The sequence below is a fragment of the Nocardia sp. NPDC004573 genome (genome assembly GCF_053602135.1).
The window spans coordinates 209223-228198 of the sequence record NZ_JBSGDA010000001.1; the positions used below are offsets into that span (position 1 = coordinate 209223).

The 18976-nt window shown below is 69.5% G+C and carries 18 protein-coding genes; 8 read left to right on the top strand and 10 right to left on the bottom strand.

Features of this window, described 5'->3' with window-relative positions; all coding sequences use genetic code 11:
- Positions 1-2 precede the first annotated feature (2 nt).
- A complete protein-coding gene (locus tag ACWEKR_RS00980) occupies positions 3-2132 on the top strand; it encodes an amylo-alpha-1,6-glucosidase (RefSeq protein ID WP_416382515.1) in 2130 nt (709 codons plus the stop codon).
- Positions 2133-2229: 97 nt separating this feature from the next.
- On the top strand, positions 2230-2418 hold the full coding sequence (locus ACWEKR_RS00985; protein WP_195083927.1) for a hypothetical protein: 189 nt from the start codon (positions 2230-2232) through the stop codon (positions 2416-2418).
- A gap of 67 nt (positions 2419-2485) precedes the next feature.
- Here ACWEKR_RS00985 and ACWEKR_RS00990 read toward each other — a convergent pair whose 3' ends face one another.
- From ACWEKR_RS00990 to ACWEKR_RS01020, 7 genes are all read right to left on the bottom strand, one after another.
- Positions 2486-2941, bottom strand: a complete 456-nt coding sequence (locus ACWEKR_RS00990; protein WP_195083926.1) for a DUF350 domain-containing protein — start codon at positions 2939-2941, stop codon at positions 2486-2488.
- A gap of 64 nt (positions 2942-3005) precedes the next feature.
- Positions 3006-4169 (bottom strand): glutathionylspermidine synthase family protein, encoded by a 1164-nt coding sequence (locus tag ACWEKR_RS00995; protein ID WP_281878478.1) that lies wholly within the window; start codon positions 4167-4169, stop codon positions 3006-3008.
- Entirely contained in the window at positions 4170-4985 is an 816-nt protein-coding gene (locus ACWEKR_RS01000; protein ID WP_452352718.1) for a hypothetical protein, read from the bottom strand.
- Positions 4986-5016: 31 nt separating this feature from the next.
- Positions 5017-5295 (bottom strand): acylphosphatase, encoded by a 279-nt coding sequence (locus ACWEKR_RS01005; protein ID WP_159838716.1) that lies wholly within the window; start codon positions 5293-5295, stop codon positions 5017-5019.
- Positions 5295-5762: an OsmC family protein gene (locus tag ACWEKR_RS01010; RefSeq protein ID WP_452352719.1), complete on the bottom strand. Its 468-nt coding sequence runs from the start codon at positions 5760-5762 to the stop codon at positions 5295-5297. The genes ACWEKR_RS01005 and ACWEKR_RS01010 overlap by 1 nt, the downstream gene beginning before the upstream one ends.
- A gap of 101 nt (positions 5763-5863) precedes the next feature.
- A complete protein-coding gene (locus tag ACWEKR_RS01015) occupies positions 5864-6547 on the bottom strand; it encodes a response regulator (RefSeq protein WP_452353069.1) in 684 nt (227 codons plus the stop codon).
- Positions 6548-6599: 52 nt separating this feature from the next.
- A complete protein-coding gene (locus tag ACWEKR_RS01020) occupies positions 6600-9140 on the bottom strand; it encodes an ATP-binding protein (RefSeq protein WP_452352720.1) in 2541 nt (846 codons plus the stop codon).
- A 467-nt stretch (positions 9141-9607) separates the two neighbouring features.
- Between ACWEKR_RS01020 and ACWEKR_RS01025 the strand changes: the two genes are divergently transcribed.
- Genes ACWEKR_RS01025 through ACWEKR_RS01045 form a run of 5 tightly spaced genes read left to right on the top strand, consistent with a single transcriptional unit; the run spans position 9608 to position 14489 of the window.
- A complete protein-coding gene (locus ACWEKR_RS01025; RefSeq protein ID WP_195083923.1) occupies positions 9608-9709 on the top strand; it encodes a potassium-transporting ATPase in 102 nt (33 codons plus the stop codon).
- A complete protein-coding gene (gene kdpF / locus ACWEKR_RS01030) occupies positions 9706-9792 on the top strand; it encodes a K(+)-transporting ATPase subunit F (RefSeq protein WP_195084048.1) in 87 nt (28 codons plus the stop codon). Before ACWEKR_RS01025 ends, kdpF begins: the two co-directional genes overlap by 4 nt.
- Entirely contained in the window at positions 9793-11463 is a 1671-nt protein-coding gene (gene kdpA / locus ACWEKR_RS01035; RefSeq protein WP_452352721.1) for a potassium-transporting ATPase subunit KdpA, read from the top strand.
- Between the two features lies 1 nt (position 11464).
- Positions 11465-13618 carry a potassium-transporting ATPase subunit KdpB gene (gene kdpB / locus ACWEKR_RS01040; protein WP_452352722.1) on the top strand — a complete coding sequence of 718 codons (2154 nt, stop codon included), beginning with the start codon at positions 11465-11467 and terminating at the stop codon, positions 13616-13618.
- A gap of 1 nt (position 13619) precedes the next feature.
- A complete protein-coding gene (locus ACWEKR_RS01045) occupies positions 13620-14489 on the top strand; it encodes a potassium-transporting ATPase subunit C (protein ID WP_452352723.1) in 870 nt (289 codons plus the stop codon).
- Between the two features lie 34 nt (positions 14490-14523).
- Here the strand turns inward: ACWEKR_RS01045 and ACWEKR_RS01050 are convergent, their stop codons facing one another.
- Both ACWEKR_RS01050 and ACWEKR_RS01055 read right to left on the bottom strand, forming a co-directional pair.
- Positions 14524-15153 carry an MBL fold metallo-hydrolase gene (locus tag ACWEKR_RS01050; RefSeq protein ID WP_452353070.1) on the bottom strand — a complete coding sequence of 210 codons (630 nt, stop codon included), beginning with the start codon at positions 15151-15153 and terminating at the stop codon, positions 14524-14526.
- The gene (locus ACWEKR_RS01055; RefSeq protein ID WP_452352724.1) at positions 15147-16232 is read right to left on the bottom strand and encodes an S-(hydroxymethyl)mycothiol dehydrogenase; all 1086 of its coding nucleotides are present in this window, start codon (positions 16230-16232) and stop codon (positions 15147-15149) included. The genes ACWEKR_RS01050 and ACWEKR_RS01055 overlap by 7 nt, the downstream gene beginning before the upstream one ends.
- Positions 16233-16456: 224 nt before the next feature.
- On the opposite strand from ACWEKR_RS01055, the gene ACWEKR_RS01060 reads away from it, so the two are divergent.
- Entirely contained in the window at positions 16457-16882 is a 426-nt protein-coding gene (locus tag ACWEKR_RS01060; RefSeq protein WP_452352725.1) for a DUF1707 SHOCT-like domain-containing protein, read from the top strand.
- 57 nt (positions 16883-16939) lie between these two features.
- On the opposite strand, the gene ACWEKR_RS01065 is transcribed toward ACWEKR_RS01060, so the two are convergent.
- The gene (locus tag ACWEKR_RS01065) at positions 16940-18556 is read right to left on the bottom strand and encodes a hypothetical protein (RefSeq protein ID WP_452352726.1); all 1617 of its coding nucleotides are present in this window, start codon (positions 18554-18556) and stop codon (positions 16940-16942) included.
- Positions 18557-18976 lie beyond the last annotated feature (420 nt).

Here is an 18976-nt window from a genome sequence, read left to right on the forward strand (position 1 = left end):
GCGTGACCGATACCGCACCGTTGAGCCCCGCCCCCCTGAACTCCGGTGAGCCCACCGGGTTCGGGGGGTGCGGTTCGGTCACCCTGGTCGAAGGCGGCACATTCTGCCTGTCCAATCGGCTCGGCGACGTCGAACCGGGCAAACCGCACGGATTGTTCTTCCGGGACGCGCGCGTGCTGTCCCGCTGGGAATTGCTGGTGAACGGCAAGCCCGCCGAGTCGCTTTCGGTGCTCAGTCCGGAGGCGTTCGCCGCCAGGTTCGTGTTGCGCAGGCCCCCGCGGGCGGGCCTGGCCGACAGCACGCTGCTGGTGGTGCGCGAACGGATCGTGGCCGACGGCATGCACGAGCTGATCACGCTGGAGAACATGGGCCGCGAGCCCACCGCGGTGCTGCTGGAGCTGCATGTGGACGCCGACTTCGTCGATCTCTTCGCGGTGAAGGAGGGCCGCGCGGGGCACGCGCGAGCCGACGTGACGGTCGCCGACGGCGAACTCGTGCTGCATGATCACGCCGACCGCAGCCGGGGGATCTCGATCTCGGCGACCGTCGAACCGGAAGTTCTCCCGGGTTCGCTGCTGTGGCGGGTGATCGTGCCGGTCGGCGAATGCTGGCAGACCGAGATCATCGCGCAGCCGACGGTGGGCAACCAGCGATTTCAGGCGATCTCGCCGGGCGAGCACTACGGGGTCAGCGCGCCGGGCCGCAAGATCGAGGCGTGGCGCGACACCGCCACCGACATCGCCGCGTCCGACCCGGCGCTCACCCGGGTGCTGCGCCGCACCGAAAGCGACCTGGGCGCGCTGCAGATGCACGACGAATCCGGTGACGCCCGGCCGTTCGTCGCCGCGGGCGCGCCGTGGTTCATGACCCTGTTCGGGCGCGACAGCCTGCTCACCGCGTGGATGGCGCTGCCGCTGGAGGTCGATCTGGCGCTGGGCACGTTGCAGCAGCTGGCGGAACTGCAAGGCCAGGACGTCAACCCGCTCACCGAGGAGGAACCCGGACGCATCATGCACGAGATGCGCCGCGGCCCGGCGGGCGGACAGGTTTTCGGCGGCAACATCTACTACGGGACCGCCGACGCCACACCGCTGTTCGTGATGCTGCTCGCCGAATGCCATCGCTGGGGCGCCGACCCGGAGGCGATCCGGCAGATGCTGCCCGCCGCCGACGCCGCGCTGCACTGGATCACCGACTACGGCGACCGGGACGGGGACGGCTTCGTCGAATACCGCCGCGCCACCGACCGCGGCCTGATCAACCAGGGCTGGAAGGACAGCTTCGACGGAATCAACGACGCCACCGGCCATATCGCCGAGGCGCCCATCGCGCTGTGCGAGGTGCAGGGTTACGTGCACGCCGCGATGCTGGCCAGGGCCGAGCTGGCCGAGGCGTTCGACGATCCGCGACTGGCCGGCCTGCTGCGCGAACGCGCGGCGGAGTTGCGCGTCAAGTTCGCCGAGCAGTTCTGGCTGCCCGACCGCGGCTGGTACGCCGTGGCGCTGGACGGCGGTAAGCGTCAGGTCGACGCGTTGACCAGCAATGTGGCGCACTGCCTCTGGTCGGGCATCGCCACCGACGAGCACGCGGCGGAAGTGGTGGCGCGCCTGGCGGGTCCGGAGATGGACTCCGGCTTCGGATTGCGCACCCTGGCGTCGAACATGGGCGCCTACAACCCGATGAGCTATCACTGCGGCTCGGTATGGCCGCACGACACGGCGGTCGCGGTGGCGGGCCTGCTGCGTTACCGGCACGTGCCCGGCGCGGTCGAGTTGGCGACGCGGCTGGCCACCGGTCTGCTGGACGCGGCGGCGGTGTTCGACGGGCGCTTGCCGGAGTTGTTCTGCGGCTTTCCCCGGTCGCGATTCGCCACGCCGGTGCCGTACCCGACCTCCTGTTCGCCGCAGGCGTGGGCGAGCGCGGCGCCGCTGCTGCTGGTGCGCGCCTTCCTCGGACTCGACCCCGACGCGCCGAGCCGGACGCTCACCGTCCGGCCGCAGCTGCCCGCGCGGTGGGGGAAGGTCTCGCTGCGCGCGTTGCGGCTCGGCGCGACCACCGTCGACCTGGAGGCCGAGGGCGCGCAGATCACCGCGGCGCGCCTGCCCGACGACTGGCGGCTGGTGACCAGATGAGGCGCACCGGTTGCCGTGCGGCACGAGCGGGTATGTCTCCGCCGTAAGGATATCGGCAAGCCCTTCTCGCACTGATCCGCAACACGGGAGGTGCACGATGCAGACATCGCTGGATACGCAAGACCTGTGGCGGGCCCGATACCGGGACTGTTCCGCGGAGCCGTCGACAGATCTCGACATGGATCGCGCGTTGTTCATCCGCAGCGTGCACGCCGGTCACGGCCCCGAGTGCCGCCAGTACCTCGCGGCGGCCGCCTATTGCCTCGACCACGGGGACGAGCACTGACCCGGCGGCACCGCGCCGACTGGTAGCGCACTTCCCGCCGTCGAGGGGCGGGGATGCGCGCGGCCGCCTACAGAATCGCGAAAGCGACGACCAGCCCGAGCGCGAAATGCGCGGCCGCCACCACGAGCACCTCGGTGGTGTAGGTGTCGGCGTGCAGCGCGGCGCCGATGTCGATGCCGATCGCACGCTCGATGACGCGCACCGAGATGACCTGGGCGACGATGCCGACCAGGCCGAACACCAGCGCGGCGATCAGGCCCTCGGACAGTTTGCCACCGCCGCCGACGGCGAAGATGGCGAGCACGACGATGAACGCCATGCTGATCATGCCCGCAGCGGTGACGATGATGGCGTTCGGCTTGCCCGTCACCACCAGCTTGCGCAACTTGCCCGGCGTGGTCAGGTCGATGGCGTAGAAGCCGACGAGCATGAGCACCAAGCCGACGAGGGCGTAGAGGACGATCGCTCCCACACCCTCGCCCAGCGAACTCCAGTACCCCGATTCCAGGGCGACTGCGGTCATCTTGATCCTTCCGAGACGGGTTGGCGTACAGCCGAGACGGATACGTGTTCGACGGTGACGAGGCTCAATCGGTGATGCGGTGCGGGACGAAGGCCGAGCCGTCGTCGGTGATCAGACCCGCGGTCTCGCGGATGCCGAGGCCCGCCGCGGCGTCGCCGACGATCCACGCGCCGAGCACCGGGCGCATGTCGTCGAATTCCGGTAGCGGGTCGAGTAATTGGTACACGTAGCCTTCCTCGCCGTAGACCCCGCCGGTCGCGGTTTCCAGACCGGCGCCGACGATCGTCATATTGGCGCCTTCGCGTCCCAGCTTCGGTTTGCGGATGTACTCGGTGAGTTCGTGCGGCGAGTCGAGGTAGGCGGGCAGCAGATTCGGGTGGCCGGGGTACATCTCCCACAGCACCGCCAGGATCGCCTTGTTGCTCAACAGCGTCTTCCACAGCGGTTCTATCCACATGGTCTCGGGCAGGCTGTCCACGACGCGCTTGCCGAACTCGTCGTCGAGCACCCACTCCCATGGGTAGAGCTTGAAGATCGCCTCGATCGGGGCCTCCGCCAGATCCACGAAACGTTCCAGCTCCGAGTCGAATCCGATTTCCTCGATCGGCAGCGCGACGGTGTCGAACCCGGCCTCGGCCGCGGTCTCCTGCATATAGGCGGTGGTGACGTTGTCCTCGCCGGTGGCGTCCGCGCCCGACCAGCTGAAGTGCAGTTGCGCGGTGGGCAGCACGTCGCGCAGCTCGCCCCATCGTTCGACCAGCTTCTCGTGCAACGAGTTCCATTGGTCACCGCCCGGGTAGCGGTCGGTCAGCCAGTGCCACTGCACGATCGCCGCCTCCAGCAGCGATGTCGGCGTGTCCGCGTTGTACTCCAGCAGTTTCGCCGGCCGCCGCGCGTCGTAGCGCAGGTCGAAGCGCCCGTACACGTACGGATCGGAGCGCCGCCAGGATTCCGCGATCGGACCCCAGCTCCACTCGGGCAGGCCGAAATCGGCGTACCGCTCGGTGAGCACGATGTGCTCCACCGCGTTCAGGCACATCGAGTGCAGGAGTTCGACGTCGGCCTCCAACGCGAGGATCTCCGACATCTCGAACTCGTAGTGCACCGACTCGTCCCAGTACGGGCGCGGCTGACCGCTCGCATCCCGGCCCGGGGACCCGTAGACCAGGCCCTGGCTTTCGATGGTCTGCTGCCAGCCCGCCCGGGGCGTATCCCGCACACGTCGCATCTACGACCCTCCGCCGGTGCTCTTGCTGCCCAGGCCGCCACGCTGGATCGTGGTGCCGCTCTTGGTCTTGATCTCGGCGCCTTTCGGCTTGATCGTGGTGCCGCCCGTCGGCGGTTTGCCGACGGTGCCCGTGCCGCCGTAGTAGTAGCGGTACTGCGGCCCCCCGCCCAGGATGATCAAGCCCGGATTGACGCCGGTATCGCCGATGAAGCCGGGACGGCCGTCGCCGCAGTACGAGTCGTCGACCACGATCTCCTGGCCGTTCTCGGTCTTCACGCACTGCGCCGTCACCCGGTCCGGCGCGGCCAGCGCGCGATAGGCCAGGTAGCCGCCGCCGACCAGGGCGGCGACGCCGACGATGGCGACACCGCCGATCATGACTCGCTTGCGGGTGCGCTTCTTGGCCTCCTCGGCCAAGGCGGCCGCGCGCTGTTCCTCCTCGGCGCGCTTGCGAGCCTTCTCCCTCGCCCGCGCCTCGGCCACGGTGGGCGGACGAGGCTGGGTGACGCCTGCTTCCTGGCGCTGGATACGGCCGGGCCGCGGCGGGACGGAGGCTGCGGGAGGTTCGCCGCCCGGACCGCTCTGCTCGCCGGGCGGCACCGAAGCCGGCGTCGACCAGTCGATATCGGGCTGCTCGGCGTCACCGGCATCCGGCCGGTCCGTGCCGCGGGAGACGGGGGTCGACCAATCCTGCTCGTCGCCGGACGCGGGCGTAGCCGCAGTGGCGGGCTGTTCGTCCTCGCTCGGGCGCTGCGGCCCGGACGGCCGCTCGGGCTCGTCCCGGCGCTCGCCCTCACCGGGATTCCGCGTGCTCACCGCTGCGCCCCCCTCGTCGCCCGAACCACCACTACCGCTCCTCGAAACCGGTCAAATCACCCCGCGCGGGCTCCCAGCTTTCCACAACCAACCTCACCTGACCAGGTGTATCGCCGGATCGCAAGTGGGCGAGCAACCGCTCGCACGCCGCTCGCGGCCCCTCGGCGACCACGTGCACGCGGCCGTCCCTGGCATTGGTGGCGTGCCCGACCAGACCGAGTTCCAGCGCCCGCGACCGAGTCCACCAGCGGAAACCCACACCCTGGACCAGGCCGTGCACCCAGGCGCTCAACCGAACGGCCTCGTCCATCATGCCTCGATGTCGAACGACAGCGTCACCTTCGATCCCGCCTTCAGCGTCCGTCCCACCGTGCAGACCTTGTCGATCGCACGCTGCACGGTGACCAGCAACCGTTCGCGGGCCTCGTCGTCGAGCTCGCTGAGGTCGAGTTCGAACACTTCCGCCAGGTGCGGGTACACCTCGTTCTCCCGGTCGGCATCGCCGGAGACACGGATGGTCGCGTCGAAGTTGTCGCCGAGTTTGCGCGACAGCGGGAAGTCCGCGCTCAGCCCGGAACAGGCGGCGAGCGCGATCTTCAGCAGCTCGCCGGGGGTGAACACACCGGGAACGCCCTGCGAACCGATCAGGACCTCGGCGCCGCGAGAGCTGCGGCCGGTGTAGGCCCTGGTACCGGTGCGCTCGACCCACAAGGTGGTCGGTTCCGGCGCGCTCGGCGCCGCGGTGGCGGTGACGGGTGTAGCGGTCTGTTCAGCCATGGGTTCGATCCTGCCATTGTCGTCGCAATCAACTCGCGCGCCTGGCAACGCCGTGCCAGGTCGCGCCATTCCGCGCTGGCGGCGGCCCGTGGCCGGGATTACTACTCCTGGAACCGGTAACCCATGCCCGCCTCGGTGAGCAGGTGCTTGGGGCGCGACGGATCGTCCTCCAATTTGCGGCGTAATTGCGCCAAATAGACCCGCAGGTAGTGGGTCTCGGTGGCGTAGGAGGGGCCCCACACCTCGCGGAGCAGCTCACGCCTTCCGACCAATTTGCCGCGGTTGCGCACCAGCATCTCGAGCATGCCCCACTCGGTAGGTGTCAGGTGCACGGCCTCGCCGCGTTTGGTGACCTTCTTGGCGGCCAGATCGACGGTGAACGAGTCGGTGGTCACGACGGGCGCCGAAGCGTCGACATCGGTGGCGCCGCGCCGGACCGCGGCGCGCAGCCGGGCCAGCAGCTCGTCCATGCCGAAGGGCTTGGTGACGTAGTCGTCGGCGCCCGCGTCCAGCGCTTCGACCTTGTCGGCGGAATCCGTCCGCGCCGACAGCACGATCACCGGCGCCGAGGTCCAACCGCGCAATCCGGCGAGCACCTCGATGCCGTCCATGTCGGGCAGGCCGAGGTCGAGAACCACGACGTCCGGGTGCCGGTCGGCGGCCGCGCGCAGGGCCGCCCCGCCGGTCGCGGCGGTGATCACCTCGTAGCCGCGCACCGACAGATTGATCCGCAGCGCGCGGACGATCTGCGGTTCGTCGTCGACCACGAGCACCTTCGTCGCCACCGCCTCGGACGTCTTCGCCACCACCGCCGCCTCCTGTGTCGTCGGGGACACCTCACTCACCCGCGTTCGTCGTCTCGTGCGCCACGGCCGTGCCGCCGGCATCCTGCGGCTCGCCGCCGGGCAAGTCGACCAGCATGGTCAATCCTCCCCCCGGGGTGGGCTCGGCATGCACCGTGCCGCCCATCGCTTCGACGAACCCGCGCACCACCGACAGACCAAGGCCGACGCCGGTGGTGTTGTCGCGGTCGCCGAGACGCTGGAAGGGTTCGAACAGCTGCTCCTCTGTGCCGTGCGGCACACCGGGGCCGGTGTCGACGACCGCGATCGCGACCCGGTCGCCCGCCCGTTCCGCGGTGATCCGGACCGTGCCCGCGCGCGGCGCGTGCCGCAACGCGTTATCGATCAGGTTCGCCAGCACCCGTTCCATCAGGCCGCTGTCCGCGCGCACCGAGACGTCGCCGACCTCCACCCGGACCCGGTCCACCGCCGCGCGCCGCAGCCCCCGCGCGCCCATCCCGACGCTCACCAATGCGCGGTGCACCGCCTCGTCCAGGTAGACCCGCCGCAACTGCGGCGTGACCACGCCGACCGCGAGCCGGGAGGAGTCGAGCAGATTGCCGACCAGCGCGGTGAGCTGATCCACCGATTCCTCGATCGTCTCCAGCAGTTCGGCGGTGTCCTCGGGGGAGAATTCGATGTCGTCGCTGCGCAGGCTGGACACCGCCGCTTTGGCGCCTGCCAGCGGGGTGCGCAGGTCGTGGCTGACCGCCGAGAGCAGAGCACGCCGCAGGCGATCGGCCTCGAGCAGCGCCGCGGCGGCGCTGGCCTCCTCGGCCAGGCGCGCCTGGCGCACCAGCGCGACGGCCTGGTTGGTCACCGCGTTGAGCACCGGACGGTCGGCGGCCGCCAGTGGGCGGCCGGACAGCAGTAGCCAGTGGCGGGCATCGCCCGCTTCCACCACGGTGTCCGCTTCGGAAGGCTGCCGTGGCGGGTCGACGCCCACCTCGGCGAGCACCCGGTCGCCCGCCACCAAGCCGACGGCGCGCTGCGCGAAGACCTCCCTGATCTGTTCGAGCAGCCGGGGCAGATCCGCGCCGTGCAGGATCGCGCCGGAGAACATGGTGAGCAGTTCAGCCTGCCGGGACGCCTTGCGCGCCTGAGCGGTTCGCTTCGCGGCCAGATCGACCAGCGCCGCCACCGCGACGGCGACGATGAGCAGCACCACCACGGTGATGAAGCTGTTCGGCTCGGCGATGGTGAGGCTGTAGCGCGGCGGCGCGAAGAACCAGTTCAGCAACAGGCCCGACAGCAGCGCCGAGAACGACGCGGGCACGACGCCGCCGAGCAGCGCCACCGCCACTACGCCGACCACGAACACGGCGCTGATCCCGCCGAGATCGAGCACGTCGTCGAGGTAGGCGGCACTGACAGCGCAGACCAGGGCCGGTACGAGAACGGCCGCGAGCCAGGCCGCCACGGGGCGGCGCGGATGCAGAGCCGCGTACCGGAATCCGCGGTGGGCCTCCTCGTGGGTCACCATGTGCACGTCGATCTTGCCGGAGCGCTGCACCACCGTGGAGCCGATGCCCTCGTCGAAGATCCGCGCCCAGCGCGAGCGCCGGGAGGTGCCCAGGACGAGTTGGGTGGCATTCGCCTCGCGCGCGAACTCGAGCAGCGCGGTGGGCACGTCGTCGCCGGTGACGGTGTGCAGCGAGGCGTCCAGGCTCGCCGCCAGCTCGCGCAGCCGGGCCAGCCGCTCGGTGGAGACCCCGGCCAGGCCGTCGCCGCGCACCACGTGCACGACCACCAGGTCTGCGCTGGATTTGGTGGCGATCCGGCCGGCCCGGCGCACGATCGTCTCCGATTCCGGGCCGCCGGTCACCGCGACCACGACGCGTTCGCGCGCTTCCCACAATTCGGTGATCTTGTGGTCGGCCCGGTACTTGGCCAGCGCGGCGTCGACCTGGTCGGCCAGCCACAGTAGCGCCAGCTCGCGCAAGGCCGTGAGGTTCCCCGCGCGGAAGTAGTTGCGCAACGCTGCGTCGATCTTCTCGGCGGCGTACACGTTGCCGTGGGAAAGTCTGCGCCGCAACGCTTCCGGTGTGATGTCGACCAGTTCCACCTGGTCCGCCCCGCGCACGACGGCGTCCGGCACCGTCTCGCGCTGCTGGATGCCGGTGATCTGCTCGACGACGTCGTTGAGGCTTTCCAGATGCTGCACGTTGACCGTTGAGATCACGTCGATCCCCGCGTCCAGCAGTTCCGCCACATCCTGCCAGCGCTTCTCGTGTTTGCTGCCGGGCGTGTTGGTGTGCGCCAGTTCGTCCACCAGCACCACCGCCGGAGCGCGCCGCAGCACCGCCTCGACGTCGAGTTCGGTGAACGTGCTGCCGCGATACTCGATCAGTTTCGGCGGGACGCGCTCGATGCCCTCGAGCAGTTTCGCGGTCTTCTCCCTGCCGTGCGTTTCGACCACCGCGGCCACCACGTCGCGACCGCGCTCCAGCCGCCGGTGCGCCTCGCCGAGCATGGCGAAGGTCTTGCCGACTCCCGGCGCGGCGCCGAGGTAGATACGCAGCTGCCCGCGTTTCACGCCTTCATCATCGCGCGTCGCGCTGCTCGGGCCGAGCACCCCTCGATCGTCACCGATGGTGTGTCATCGCCGCGCATCATCCGCCTCGATCACGACCGGTAGGGGCCGCGGCGCCCGTTCGCGAGTCCCGAGCGCACGGATGACCAGCGCGCAGCAGACGAATGCGAAGACGACGAGCATTGCCGACATTGCGATCCTCTCTTCCCTCCTGGTCACGACACCGGTCGCGCTGGAATCGTCCCGCCGGGCGTGCTCTCCACTTCTACCGTCGCCAGCGGGCCGGACCTCGATATTTACGGGGTGTTGACGGTCCGTCCGCGTTCCTTGACGCCATCCTTGCGGGCGTCGCGTAACCGTCAACGAACCGCAAATGCCGAGTATCGGGGCGTCAAGAAGTTGTCAGGAACCGGCGGGACGCGCCATGGGCGCGCTTGACTCGCTCTGTCGCGCCGAAGCCCGGCGCGCGGATGGAGGTTGGACGAGTTATGTCGGTCGTGGTGTTCACCGCGCTCACCGTGGCGGCGTTCGCGCTGCTGGGGTTGATCCAGCGCGGGGTGGAGAAGTTGTGACCGCGAATCTGGTCGGTCTGGTTCTCGCCGTCGGCACAGCGATCTACCTGGTCGCGGCACTGCTGTTTCCCGAGAGGTTCTGAGTGAGCACGACAACCGCGGGGATCGTCTTCGTGGCCTCCCTGATCCTGGCGCTCGCGCTGGTGCACGTGCCGCTGGGCGACTACATGTACCGGGTCTACGACGGACGCGAGCATTCGCGCGTCGAACGTCTCGTCTACCGCGCGATCGGAGCGCACCCCGAAGTCGAGCAGCCCTGGCCGGTGTACGCGCGCAGTGTGCTGGCCTTCTCGGCGGTCAGCATTCTGTTCCTCTTCTTCTTCCAGCTCGTCCAGGGCAAGTTGCCGCTGCACCTGAACGATCCGGGCACCGAGATGACGCCCGCGCTGGCCTGGAACACCGCGGTCAGTTTCGTCACCAACACCAACTGGCAGAACTACTCCGGTGAATCCACCCAGGGACACCTGGTGCAGATGGCCGGGCTGGCGGTGCAGAACTTCGTCTCGGCGGCGGTGGGCATGGCGGTGGCCGTGGCGCTGGTACGCGGGTTCGCTCGCAGGCACACCGGCGATCTCGGCAACTTCTGGGTGGATCTGGTGCGCGGCACGCTGCGCATCCTGCTGCCGATCGCCTTCGTCTTCGCGCTCGTGCTGGTGGCGGGCGGTGTGATCCAGAATTTCCACTTGCACGACCAAGCGGCGCAGACGCTGAGCGGGACGCGGCAGACCATCACCGGCGGCCCGGTCGCCAGCCAAGAGGTGATCAAGGAACTCGGCACCAACGGCGGCGGCTTCTACAACGCCAACTCCTCGCACCCGTTCGAGAACCCGGCCACCTGGACCAACTGGGTGGAAATCTTCTTGCTGCTGATGATCAGCTTCTCGCTGCCGCGCACCTTCGGCCGGATGGTGGGCAGCCGTAAACAGGGCTACGCGATCGTCGCGGTGATGGGGACGATCGCATTGATCAGCGTGACACTGACCAATCTGCTCCAGCTGCAACACCATGGGACGGTACCGACTGCGATCGGCATGTCCATGGAAGGCGTGGAGCAGCGCTTCGGCGTGGCGAACTCGGCTACGTTCGCCGCCTCCACCACGCTGACTTCGACCGGCGCAGTCGACTCGTTCCACGACTCCTACACCAGTCTCGGGGGTCTGATGTTGTTGTTCAACATGCAACTCGGTGAGGTCGCGCCGGGCGGGGTGGGTTCGGGTTTGTACGGCATGTTGATCCTGGCGGTGATCACGGTGTTCATCGCGGGTCTCATGGTCGGTCGCACACCGGAGTACCTGGGCAAGAAGATCACGCCGCGCGAGATCAAGCTGGCCGCGTCGTACTTCCTGATCAGTCCGCTGATCGTGCTGGTCGGCACCGCCTGCGCGATGGCGATGCCGGGCCAGCGCGAGAGCATGCTGAACTCGGGGCCGCACGGCCTGTCGGAAGTGTTGTACGCGTTCACCTCGGCCGCCAACAACAACGGCTCGGCGTTCGCGGGCCTGACCGGCAACACCGAGTGGTATAACACCGCGCTGGGGCTGGCCATGCTCTTCGGCCGCTTCCTTCCGATCATCTTCGTGCTCGCGCTGGCCGGTTCGCTGGCGCGGCAGGGCACCACTCCCGCATCGATCGGCACGCTGCCGACGCACCGGCCGCAGTTCGTCGGCATGGTCGTCGGTGTGACGGTGATCCTGGTCGCGCTCACCTTCCTGCCCGCGCTGGCGCTCGGGCCCCTCGCCGAAGGGATCCACTGACATGTCCAGTCCCGCTATCGAAAAAGCCTCGGCCCAGGCCGCCTCCGAGCGGCCGCGGCGGGACAAGAGCGTCCGCAGCGGGGTGCTCGACCCCAAGATGCTGCTGACCTCGTTGCCGGACGCGGTACGCAAGCTCGACCCGCGCACTCTCTGGCACAACCCGGTGATGCTGATCGTCGAACTGGGCGCGGTGTGGTCCACCGTTCTCGCAGTGGTGGAACCGACCTTCTTCGCTTGGGCGATCGTCGTGTGGCTGTGGCTGACGGTGATCTTCGCGAACCTGGCCGAGGCCGTCGCGGAAGGGCGCGGCAAAGCACAGGCCGACACCCTGCGCAAGGCGAAGACCGACACCGTCGCCCGGCGACTGGTCGAGTGGTCGCCGGGGGCGCGGGTGGTCGAGGAACGGGTCGCCGCACCAGAATTGCGCCGCGGCGATCACGTCGTGGTCGAGGCCGGGCAGGTGATCCCGGGTGACGGCGACGTCGTGGAAGGCATCGCCTCGGTCGACGAGTCGGCGATCACCGGCGAATCCGCTCCGGTGATCCGGGAATCCGGTGGTGATCGCTCGGCGGTGACCGGCGGCACCACCGTGTTGTCGGACCGGATCGTCGTGCGGATCACCCAGGAGCCGGGGCAGAGCTTCATCGACAAGATGATCGCGCTGGTGGAGGGTGCGAGCAGACAGAAGACGCCGAACGAGATCGCGCTGAACATCCTGCTGGCGGCTCTGACGATCATCTTCGTCTTCGCGGTCGTCACGCTGCAGCCGATGGCGATCTTCAGCAAGTCGAACAATCCGGGTGTGCCGGACACCTCGGCGCTGGACGCGCACGGCGTCACCGGCATCGTGCTGGTCTCGTTACTGGTGTGCCTGATCCCCACGACCATCGGCGCGTTGCTGTCGGCGATCGGCATCGCGGGCATGGACCGCTTGGTGCAGCGCAATGTGCTTGCCATGTCCGGCCGGGCGGTCGAAGCCGCCGGAGACGTGAATACCCTGCTGCTGGACAAGACCGGCACCATCACCCTGGGCAACCGCCAGGCGGCGGCCTTCGCCCCGGTGCCCGGCGTGAGCAAGGAGGAGTTGGCCGACGCCGCACAGCTCTCCAGCCTGGCCGACGAGACGCCCGAGGGCCGCTCCATCGTGGTCTACGCCAAGCAGGCCTACGGTCTGCGGGAGCGCACGCCCGGCGAACTCAGCCACGCCCACTGGGTGGAGTTCACCGCGCAGACCCGGATGTCCGGCGTCGACGTCGAAGGCCGCCTGCTGCGCAAGGGCGCGGCAAGCGCGGTCACCGAGTGGGTGCGCTCTCAGGGTGGCTCGGTGCCCGCCGAGCTCGGCGCGACCGTCGACGGAATCTCCGCCGCGGGCGGCACGCCGCTGGTCGTCGGCCAGGTCGACGGGGGTATTGCCCGGGTGCTCGGTGTGATCCACCTCAAGGACATGGTGAAGCAGGGCATGCGCGAGCGGTTCGACGAGATGCGCAGCATGGGCATCCGCACGGTGATGATCACCGGCGACAACCCGTTGACCGCCAAGGCGATCGCGGACGAAGCGGGCGTCGACGACTTCCTCGCCGAGGCGACGCCGGAGGACAAGCTGGCCCTGATCAAACGGGAACAGGAGGGCGGACGGCTGGTCGCGATGACCGGTGACGGCACCAACGACGCGCCCGCGCTGGCGCAGGCCGACGTGGGCGTCGCGATGAACACCGGTACGTCGGCCGCCAAAGAGGCGGGCAACATGGTCGATCTGGATTCCGACCCCACCAAGTTGATCGAGATCGTGGAGATCGGCAAGCAACTGCTCATCACGCGCGGGGCGCTGACGACGTTCTCCATCGCCAACGACATCGCCAAGTACTTCGCGATCATTCCCGCGCTGTTCGTGCCGCTGTTCCCCGGTCTCGACCTGCTCAACGTCATGCGGCTGTCCAGCCCGCAGTCGGCGATCCTGTCCGCGGTGATCTTCAACGCTGCAGTCATCGTGGCGTTGATCCCGCTGGCTTTACGCGGCGTGCGCTACCGGCCGTCGAACGCGTCGAAGTTGCTCAGCCGCAACCTGACCGTCTACGGGCTCGGGGGCATCGTCGCGCCGTTCCTCGGCATCAAACTCATCGACCTCGTGGTCCAGTTCCTCCCCGGGATGTCCTGACATGCGCTTTTCAACCTGGATCCGGCAGCATCTGGCCGCTGTGCGCGCATTGCTGGCGCTCACGGCGATCACCGGAATCGTGTACCCCCTGGCCGTTTTCGCAGTAGCCCAGCTTCCCGGCCTGCACGAGAAAGCGGACGGGTCGCTGGTCGAGGTGAACGGAACGACCGTGGGCTCCGGCCTGATCGGGCAATCGTTCACCGACTCCGGCGGAGCGGCTCTGCTGCAGTACTTCCAGAGCCGTCCGTCGGCCGCCGGTGCCGGCTACGACCCGATGTCCACCGCCGCGAGCAATCTCGGACCGGAGGACATCGTCGACACGCCGGCACGGGTGAGTCTGCTCACCACGGTGTGCGCCCGCAGCAAGGAGGTCGGCGACCGTGAGGGGGTCGACGGCAGCCGTCCGTTCTGCACGAAAGATGGTGTGGGCGCGGTCCTCGCGGTGCTCGGACCGCGTGACCGCGATGGGGACGTTTCACAACCCGTGCGGGTCGTCAGCGTCAACGAGGCGTGCCCGGCGCGGCCATTCGTCGCTGCCTACCACGGCGTCCGGGTCGACTGCGCCGAACCGGGGCAGGACTACTCGGCCGGGCGCGTCGTCCCGATCCGGGGCGACGCGCCCGCCGATCCGGCGGTGCCGGCCGATGCCGTCACCGCGAGCGGTAGCGGACTGGACCCGAACATCTCTCCGGAGTACGCGGCCATCCAGGTGTCCCGTGTCGCGAAGGCGCGCGGAATCTCGGAAGACCAGGTGCGTGCCCTGGTGGACCAGCACACCAGCGGCCGGACGCTGGGGTTCCTCGGTGAGCCGCGGGTGGACGTCCTCCAGGTGAATCTGGATCTGGATCGCCGGTATCCCTACCGCGGATGACCCGCGCGGTGCAGCCGTGTGCCGCCCGAAGCGCTCAGTGGCCGCGGGCTATCCAGTCGGTGAGGAAAGGTTTCTCCGCGCCGATGGTCGTGGAATCGCCGTGTCCGGTATGGACCGTGGTCTCGTCCGGAAGCGTCAGCAGGCGTTCGCGAATCGACTCGATGATCGTGCCGAAATCGGAGAACGAGCGGCCGGTCGCGCCGGGCCCACCGGCGAACAACGTGTCGCCGGTGAACACCACCTTCGCGTCGGGCAGATGCAGCGCGACCGACCCGGGGGAGTGGCCGGGTGTGTGCAGCACCTGGATCTCGCTGTCGGCCACGGTGATCCGATCACCGTCTGCCAGTGGCCGGTATTCGGCTTCCGGATGGGTCATGCGCCATAGCGGCTCGTCTCCGGGATGCAGCAGGATCGGGGCGTTCAGCCGCTCGGCCAGTTCGGGGGCGACCGTCACGTGATCGTTGTGCCCGTGGGTGCAGACTATCGCGCGGACTGTGCGCCCGGCGACCGCCGCGACGATCGGGTCCGCGTCGTGGGCGGCGTCGATGACGACCACCTCGTCGTCACCACCGACCAGCCAGATGTTGTTGTCCACCGCCCAGGTGCCGCCGTCGAGACAGAAGTCGCCGGAAGTGACGACGCGGTCGATCCGGGCGGTCACCAGACCACCACCGAGCGCAGCACCTCGCCGGTGTGCATCTCGGCGAAGGCCTGCTCCACCTGATCGAGGCCGATGCGTTCGGTGACGAAGCGGTCCAGCGGCAGCCGTCCCTGGCGGTGCAGATCGATCAGGGTGGGGAAGTCGCGTTCCGGCAGACAGTCGCCGTACCACGAGGACTTCAGCGCGCCGCCGCGGGAGAACAGGTCCAGCAGGGGCATCTCGATGGTCATCTCCGGGGTCGGCACGCCGACCAGAACCACCGTGCCGGCCAGATCGCGGCCGTAGAACGCCTGCTTCCAGGTCTCCGGCCGCCCGACGGCGTCGATGACGACGTCGGCGCCCCACCCGTCGGTGTACTCCCGAATCTTCTCGGCCACGTCCTCGGTGGTGGCGTCGACCGTGTGGGTGGCGCCGAAGTCGGTGGCCCAGCGCAGTTTCCGGGCGTCGCGGTCGACCGCGACGATGGTCTTCGCACCGGCCAGTCCGGCCCCGGCGATGGCCGCGTCCCCGACGCCGCCGCAGCCGATCACCGCGACGCTGTCGCCGATCGAGACGTTGCCCGTGTGCAGCGCCGCGCCGATGCCCGCCATCACGCCGCAGCCGAGCAGGCCCGCCACCGCGGGGTCGGCGGCGGGATCCACCTTGGTGCACTGGCCCTCGTGCACGAGGGTCTTGTCGACGAACGCGCCGATGCCGAGAGCCGCTGCCAGCTCGGTTCCGTCGGCGAGCGTCATCTTCGCGCTCGCGTTGCGACTGTCGAAGCAGTACCAGGGACGGCCCCGTTTGCACGCCCGGCACTCACCGCAGACCGCGCGCCAGTTGAGGATCACGTAGTCGCCCTCCGCCACGTGGGTGACCGCGGCGCCGACGGTCTCCACCACCCCGGCGGCCTCGTGGCCGAGCAGGAACGGGAAGTCGTCGGTGATCCCGCCTTCGCGATAGTGCAGATCGGTGTGGCAGACGCCGCACGCCCGCACCCGCACCACCACGTCGTGCGGGCCCGGATCGGGGATCACGACCTCGGTGATCTCCACGGGTGCGCCCTTGCTGCGGGCCACGACCCCGCGGACGGTCTCCGACACCTGTGCCTCCTGAGCGAGTTCGTCGGGACGCGGATCCGGCCGCTCGGCGGACCCGCGAGCTGAACACCTGTCCATACAGCTGTTCCTGATGGAACCCTACCGCCGGATGGCGTCGAGGCGCGCGTTTCCGGCGGGAATCAGCCCGCAGGTTGACATTCCACTTTGGAGGGTTATGATGGAGTCATATTCCACTATGGAGGGTGGAACCGTCGATAGGACCAGGCATGGACATCTCCACCGGCACCCGCGCCTCGAATGCCGAACGCGACGCCGTGGTGCGCCTGCTCGGCAGGCATATGGCAGACGGGCGGCTCGATCTGCCCGAATACGACCAGCGCGTCGCCCAGGTGTACGCCACCACCGATCGCGAGGACCTGCGCGCGGTGTTGTCCGATCTGCCGGACCTCGGCAAGGACGCCGCCGCACCGGCTGCCGCGCGCCCGCGCATTCCGATCTGGCAGCGCATCGAAGGCAGCACCTGGCTCGGCGTGAGCCTGCTGGTGCTCGTCATCTGGGGCGCGATCTCGCTGAGCGTCGGCGCCTTCACCTACTTCTGGCCGATCTGGGTGATCGGCCCGTGGGGCGCGGTCCTCGCGTTCCGCATGGTGGCCGGTTTCGAGAACGGCCGTTTCACCCATCGGATGAGCTGAGCTTCGCTTCACGGCGCTGCCACCCGATCCATCGGGTGGCAGCGCCGTTTTCGTTCCCTACCAGCCGCGCCGGGAGGACTCGTGCGAGGTTTCCTGCCGTGATCGCTGATCGCCGCGATGGCGGCGGCCGGGCGGCGGTTGATCGTAGGTCCGTTCCGGACCTGGGTCGGGCGGGCCGTCGCGGTAGGGAGGCTCGGGTCGCTCTCGCCGTCTGGTCCTGGCCTCGAGGTCCGCGGGCGTCTGCGGGTTATCCCTGCGCCCGGCCTGCCGACCTGTTCGCGGCCGCCGGGCATCCGCGTCGTCGTATTCCTCCGGCTGTGCGCCGGCATGGCGCGGGTTGTCGGCGGGCGCTTGATGCCGACGTCGCGGCAGATCGGGACGGCCCGGCGTAGGGCGGCCGAGCGGATCCGCGCCTCCGCTCCGCGGGGATCGTCGGCCCTGCCGGGCGGGTTCGGGGTCCTCGCGATAGCGGCGCGGGGGCGAAGCGTCGTCGGCGGACGGGTGTCGTCCGGGGGACCGGGGAGCGTCCCCGCGCACTCGATCGGCATCGTGCCGCCGGGACGAGGACCGCGAATCGTCGCTGCTGCGCTGGGTGGAGCGCCTTTCGGCTCGCGTGGGCGGTGGTTCGGGGGATCGCGCGGCGGATTCTTCGCGGCGGGATCGGGCGTCCACGGCTCGGTGGGGCGTGCGCGAGGCGCCGGACGTGTCGCGCGGCGGCTTCCGGGGCGACCTGCCCGTAGGACGCCCCGGCTGGAGTACGGGCAGTTCGCGGGTTTCCTGGGCGGCGCTGACGCCCTTCTCCCGATAGGTCGCGGGAATGTCGTGCGCGCGCAGCCATGCGCCGGGGTCGTGGCGGGCTCCGGCGTCGAGCCAGGGGACGGTCTCCTCGAGCAGGTCGAGCAGGTCGCCGTGCCCGTCGCCGAGCGCGGCGCGGATGGCGGGGAATGTGTCGGGCTGGAACGTCCACTTCCATTCGGAGCGCGGCGGCGCGCCACTGTGCCCGCGGCCGTGCACGACGAGGTCGCCGGAACGGGAGATCCTCGCCCGCACCGTTCGCCTGCTCGATTCGATGACGAGTTCGCCCGTCTCGGTGCGGGTGACCTGTTCCGTCTCGTCGTGGTCGTCGAGTTCGCCGGGGTCGCCCTCGTCGTCCGGGTCGATGCGGCGCAGCCATTTCGTCATCGCGCCCAGCGGGAGCAGTGGCTGCCGGTCGTCCGAGGTATCGCTTCGGGTGATCCGCAATGTCCGCGCTATCCCGGCGACGAGATCGCCGCGCCCCGGTTCGGGTTGGTCGTCGTCCTCGGGGTCGGGTGCGAGCGCAGGCCGCGCGCCGACGCCGCTGCGCGCGGCTCGTCGGCCGGTGCCGTACGCCGGGTCGGCCGAGTGCCCGGCTCGGCCGCGAAAATTCCCAGAACTGGGAGTTTCGTCCTCGTCGGGGTCGTCCCAGGACGGGCGGGCGTCCTCCTCCAGCGCTCGCAACTTGATCTCGAACCACGCCGCGGCCAGCGCGGCCGCCGCGAGGGCGACCGCGACCGCCACCTCCACCCGCACATCGCTGAGCAGAGCGCTCTTACTGCGCTCACAGGCGTGCAGGAATACCAGGCTGCCGAGAACCAGCCCCGTGATGCGGGCAAGGCGGAACCGCGTGCTTGTCCCTGGCGAAGGGGCCGACATCGTGGTGCGCTCCCGAACGTTCCGCTGGCGAATCAGAGGGATCGTATGTGGCCGGAGCGCGCGACGTCAGTGCCAGTTCGAGACCGCCCGGAATCGGCGGACCCGCGGGCGCGGAGCGGGTAGCGGATCGGCCGAGCGGCTGGGCGCTTTCGCGCACCGCGGCACGTCCTGCGCCGGGCTGGCGCAACCGGCCTGACCGGGCGCGGCCCACGCGGCAGGCAGCCGTGCCGGCCAACCTGGGGCACATCGAAATGCGCGCGAACCGGCGGCGAGTCGATAACCTACGGATGTCGCCGAACCGCCACTCGGCCGCGTGCGCCGTCGGGGCCGCGAAGCGTCCGGCACGCGACGGATACCATGACTGGTCGCCGGATGCGCCGCCTCGACCACGCAGAACGGCCGACCGCGCAGAACACGGAA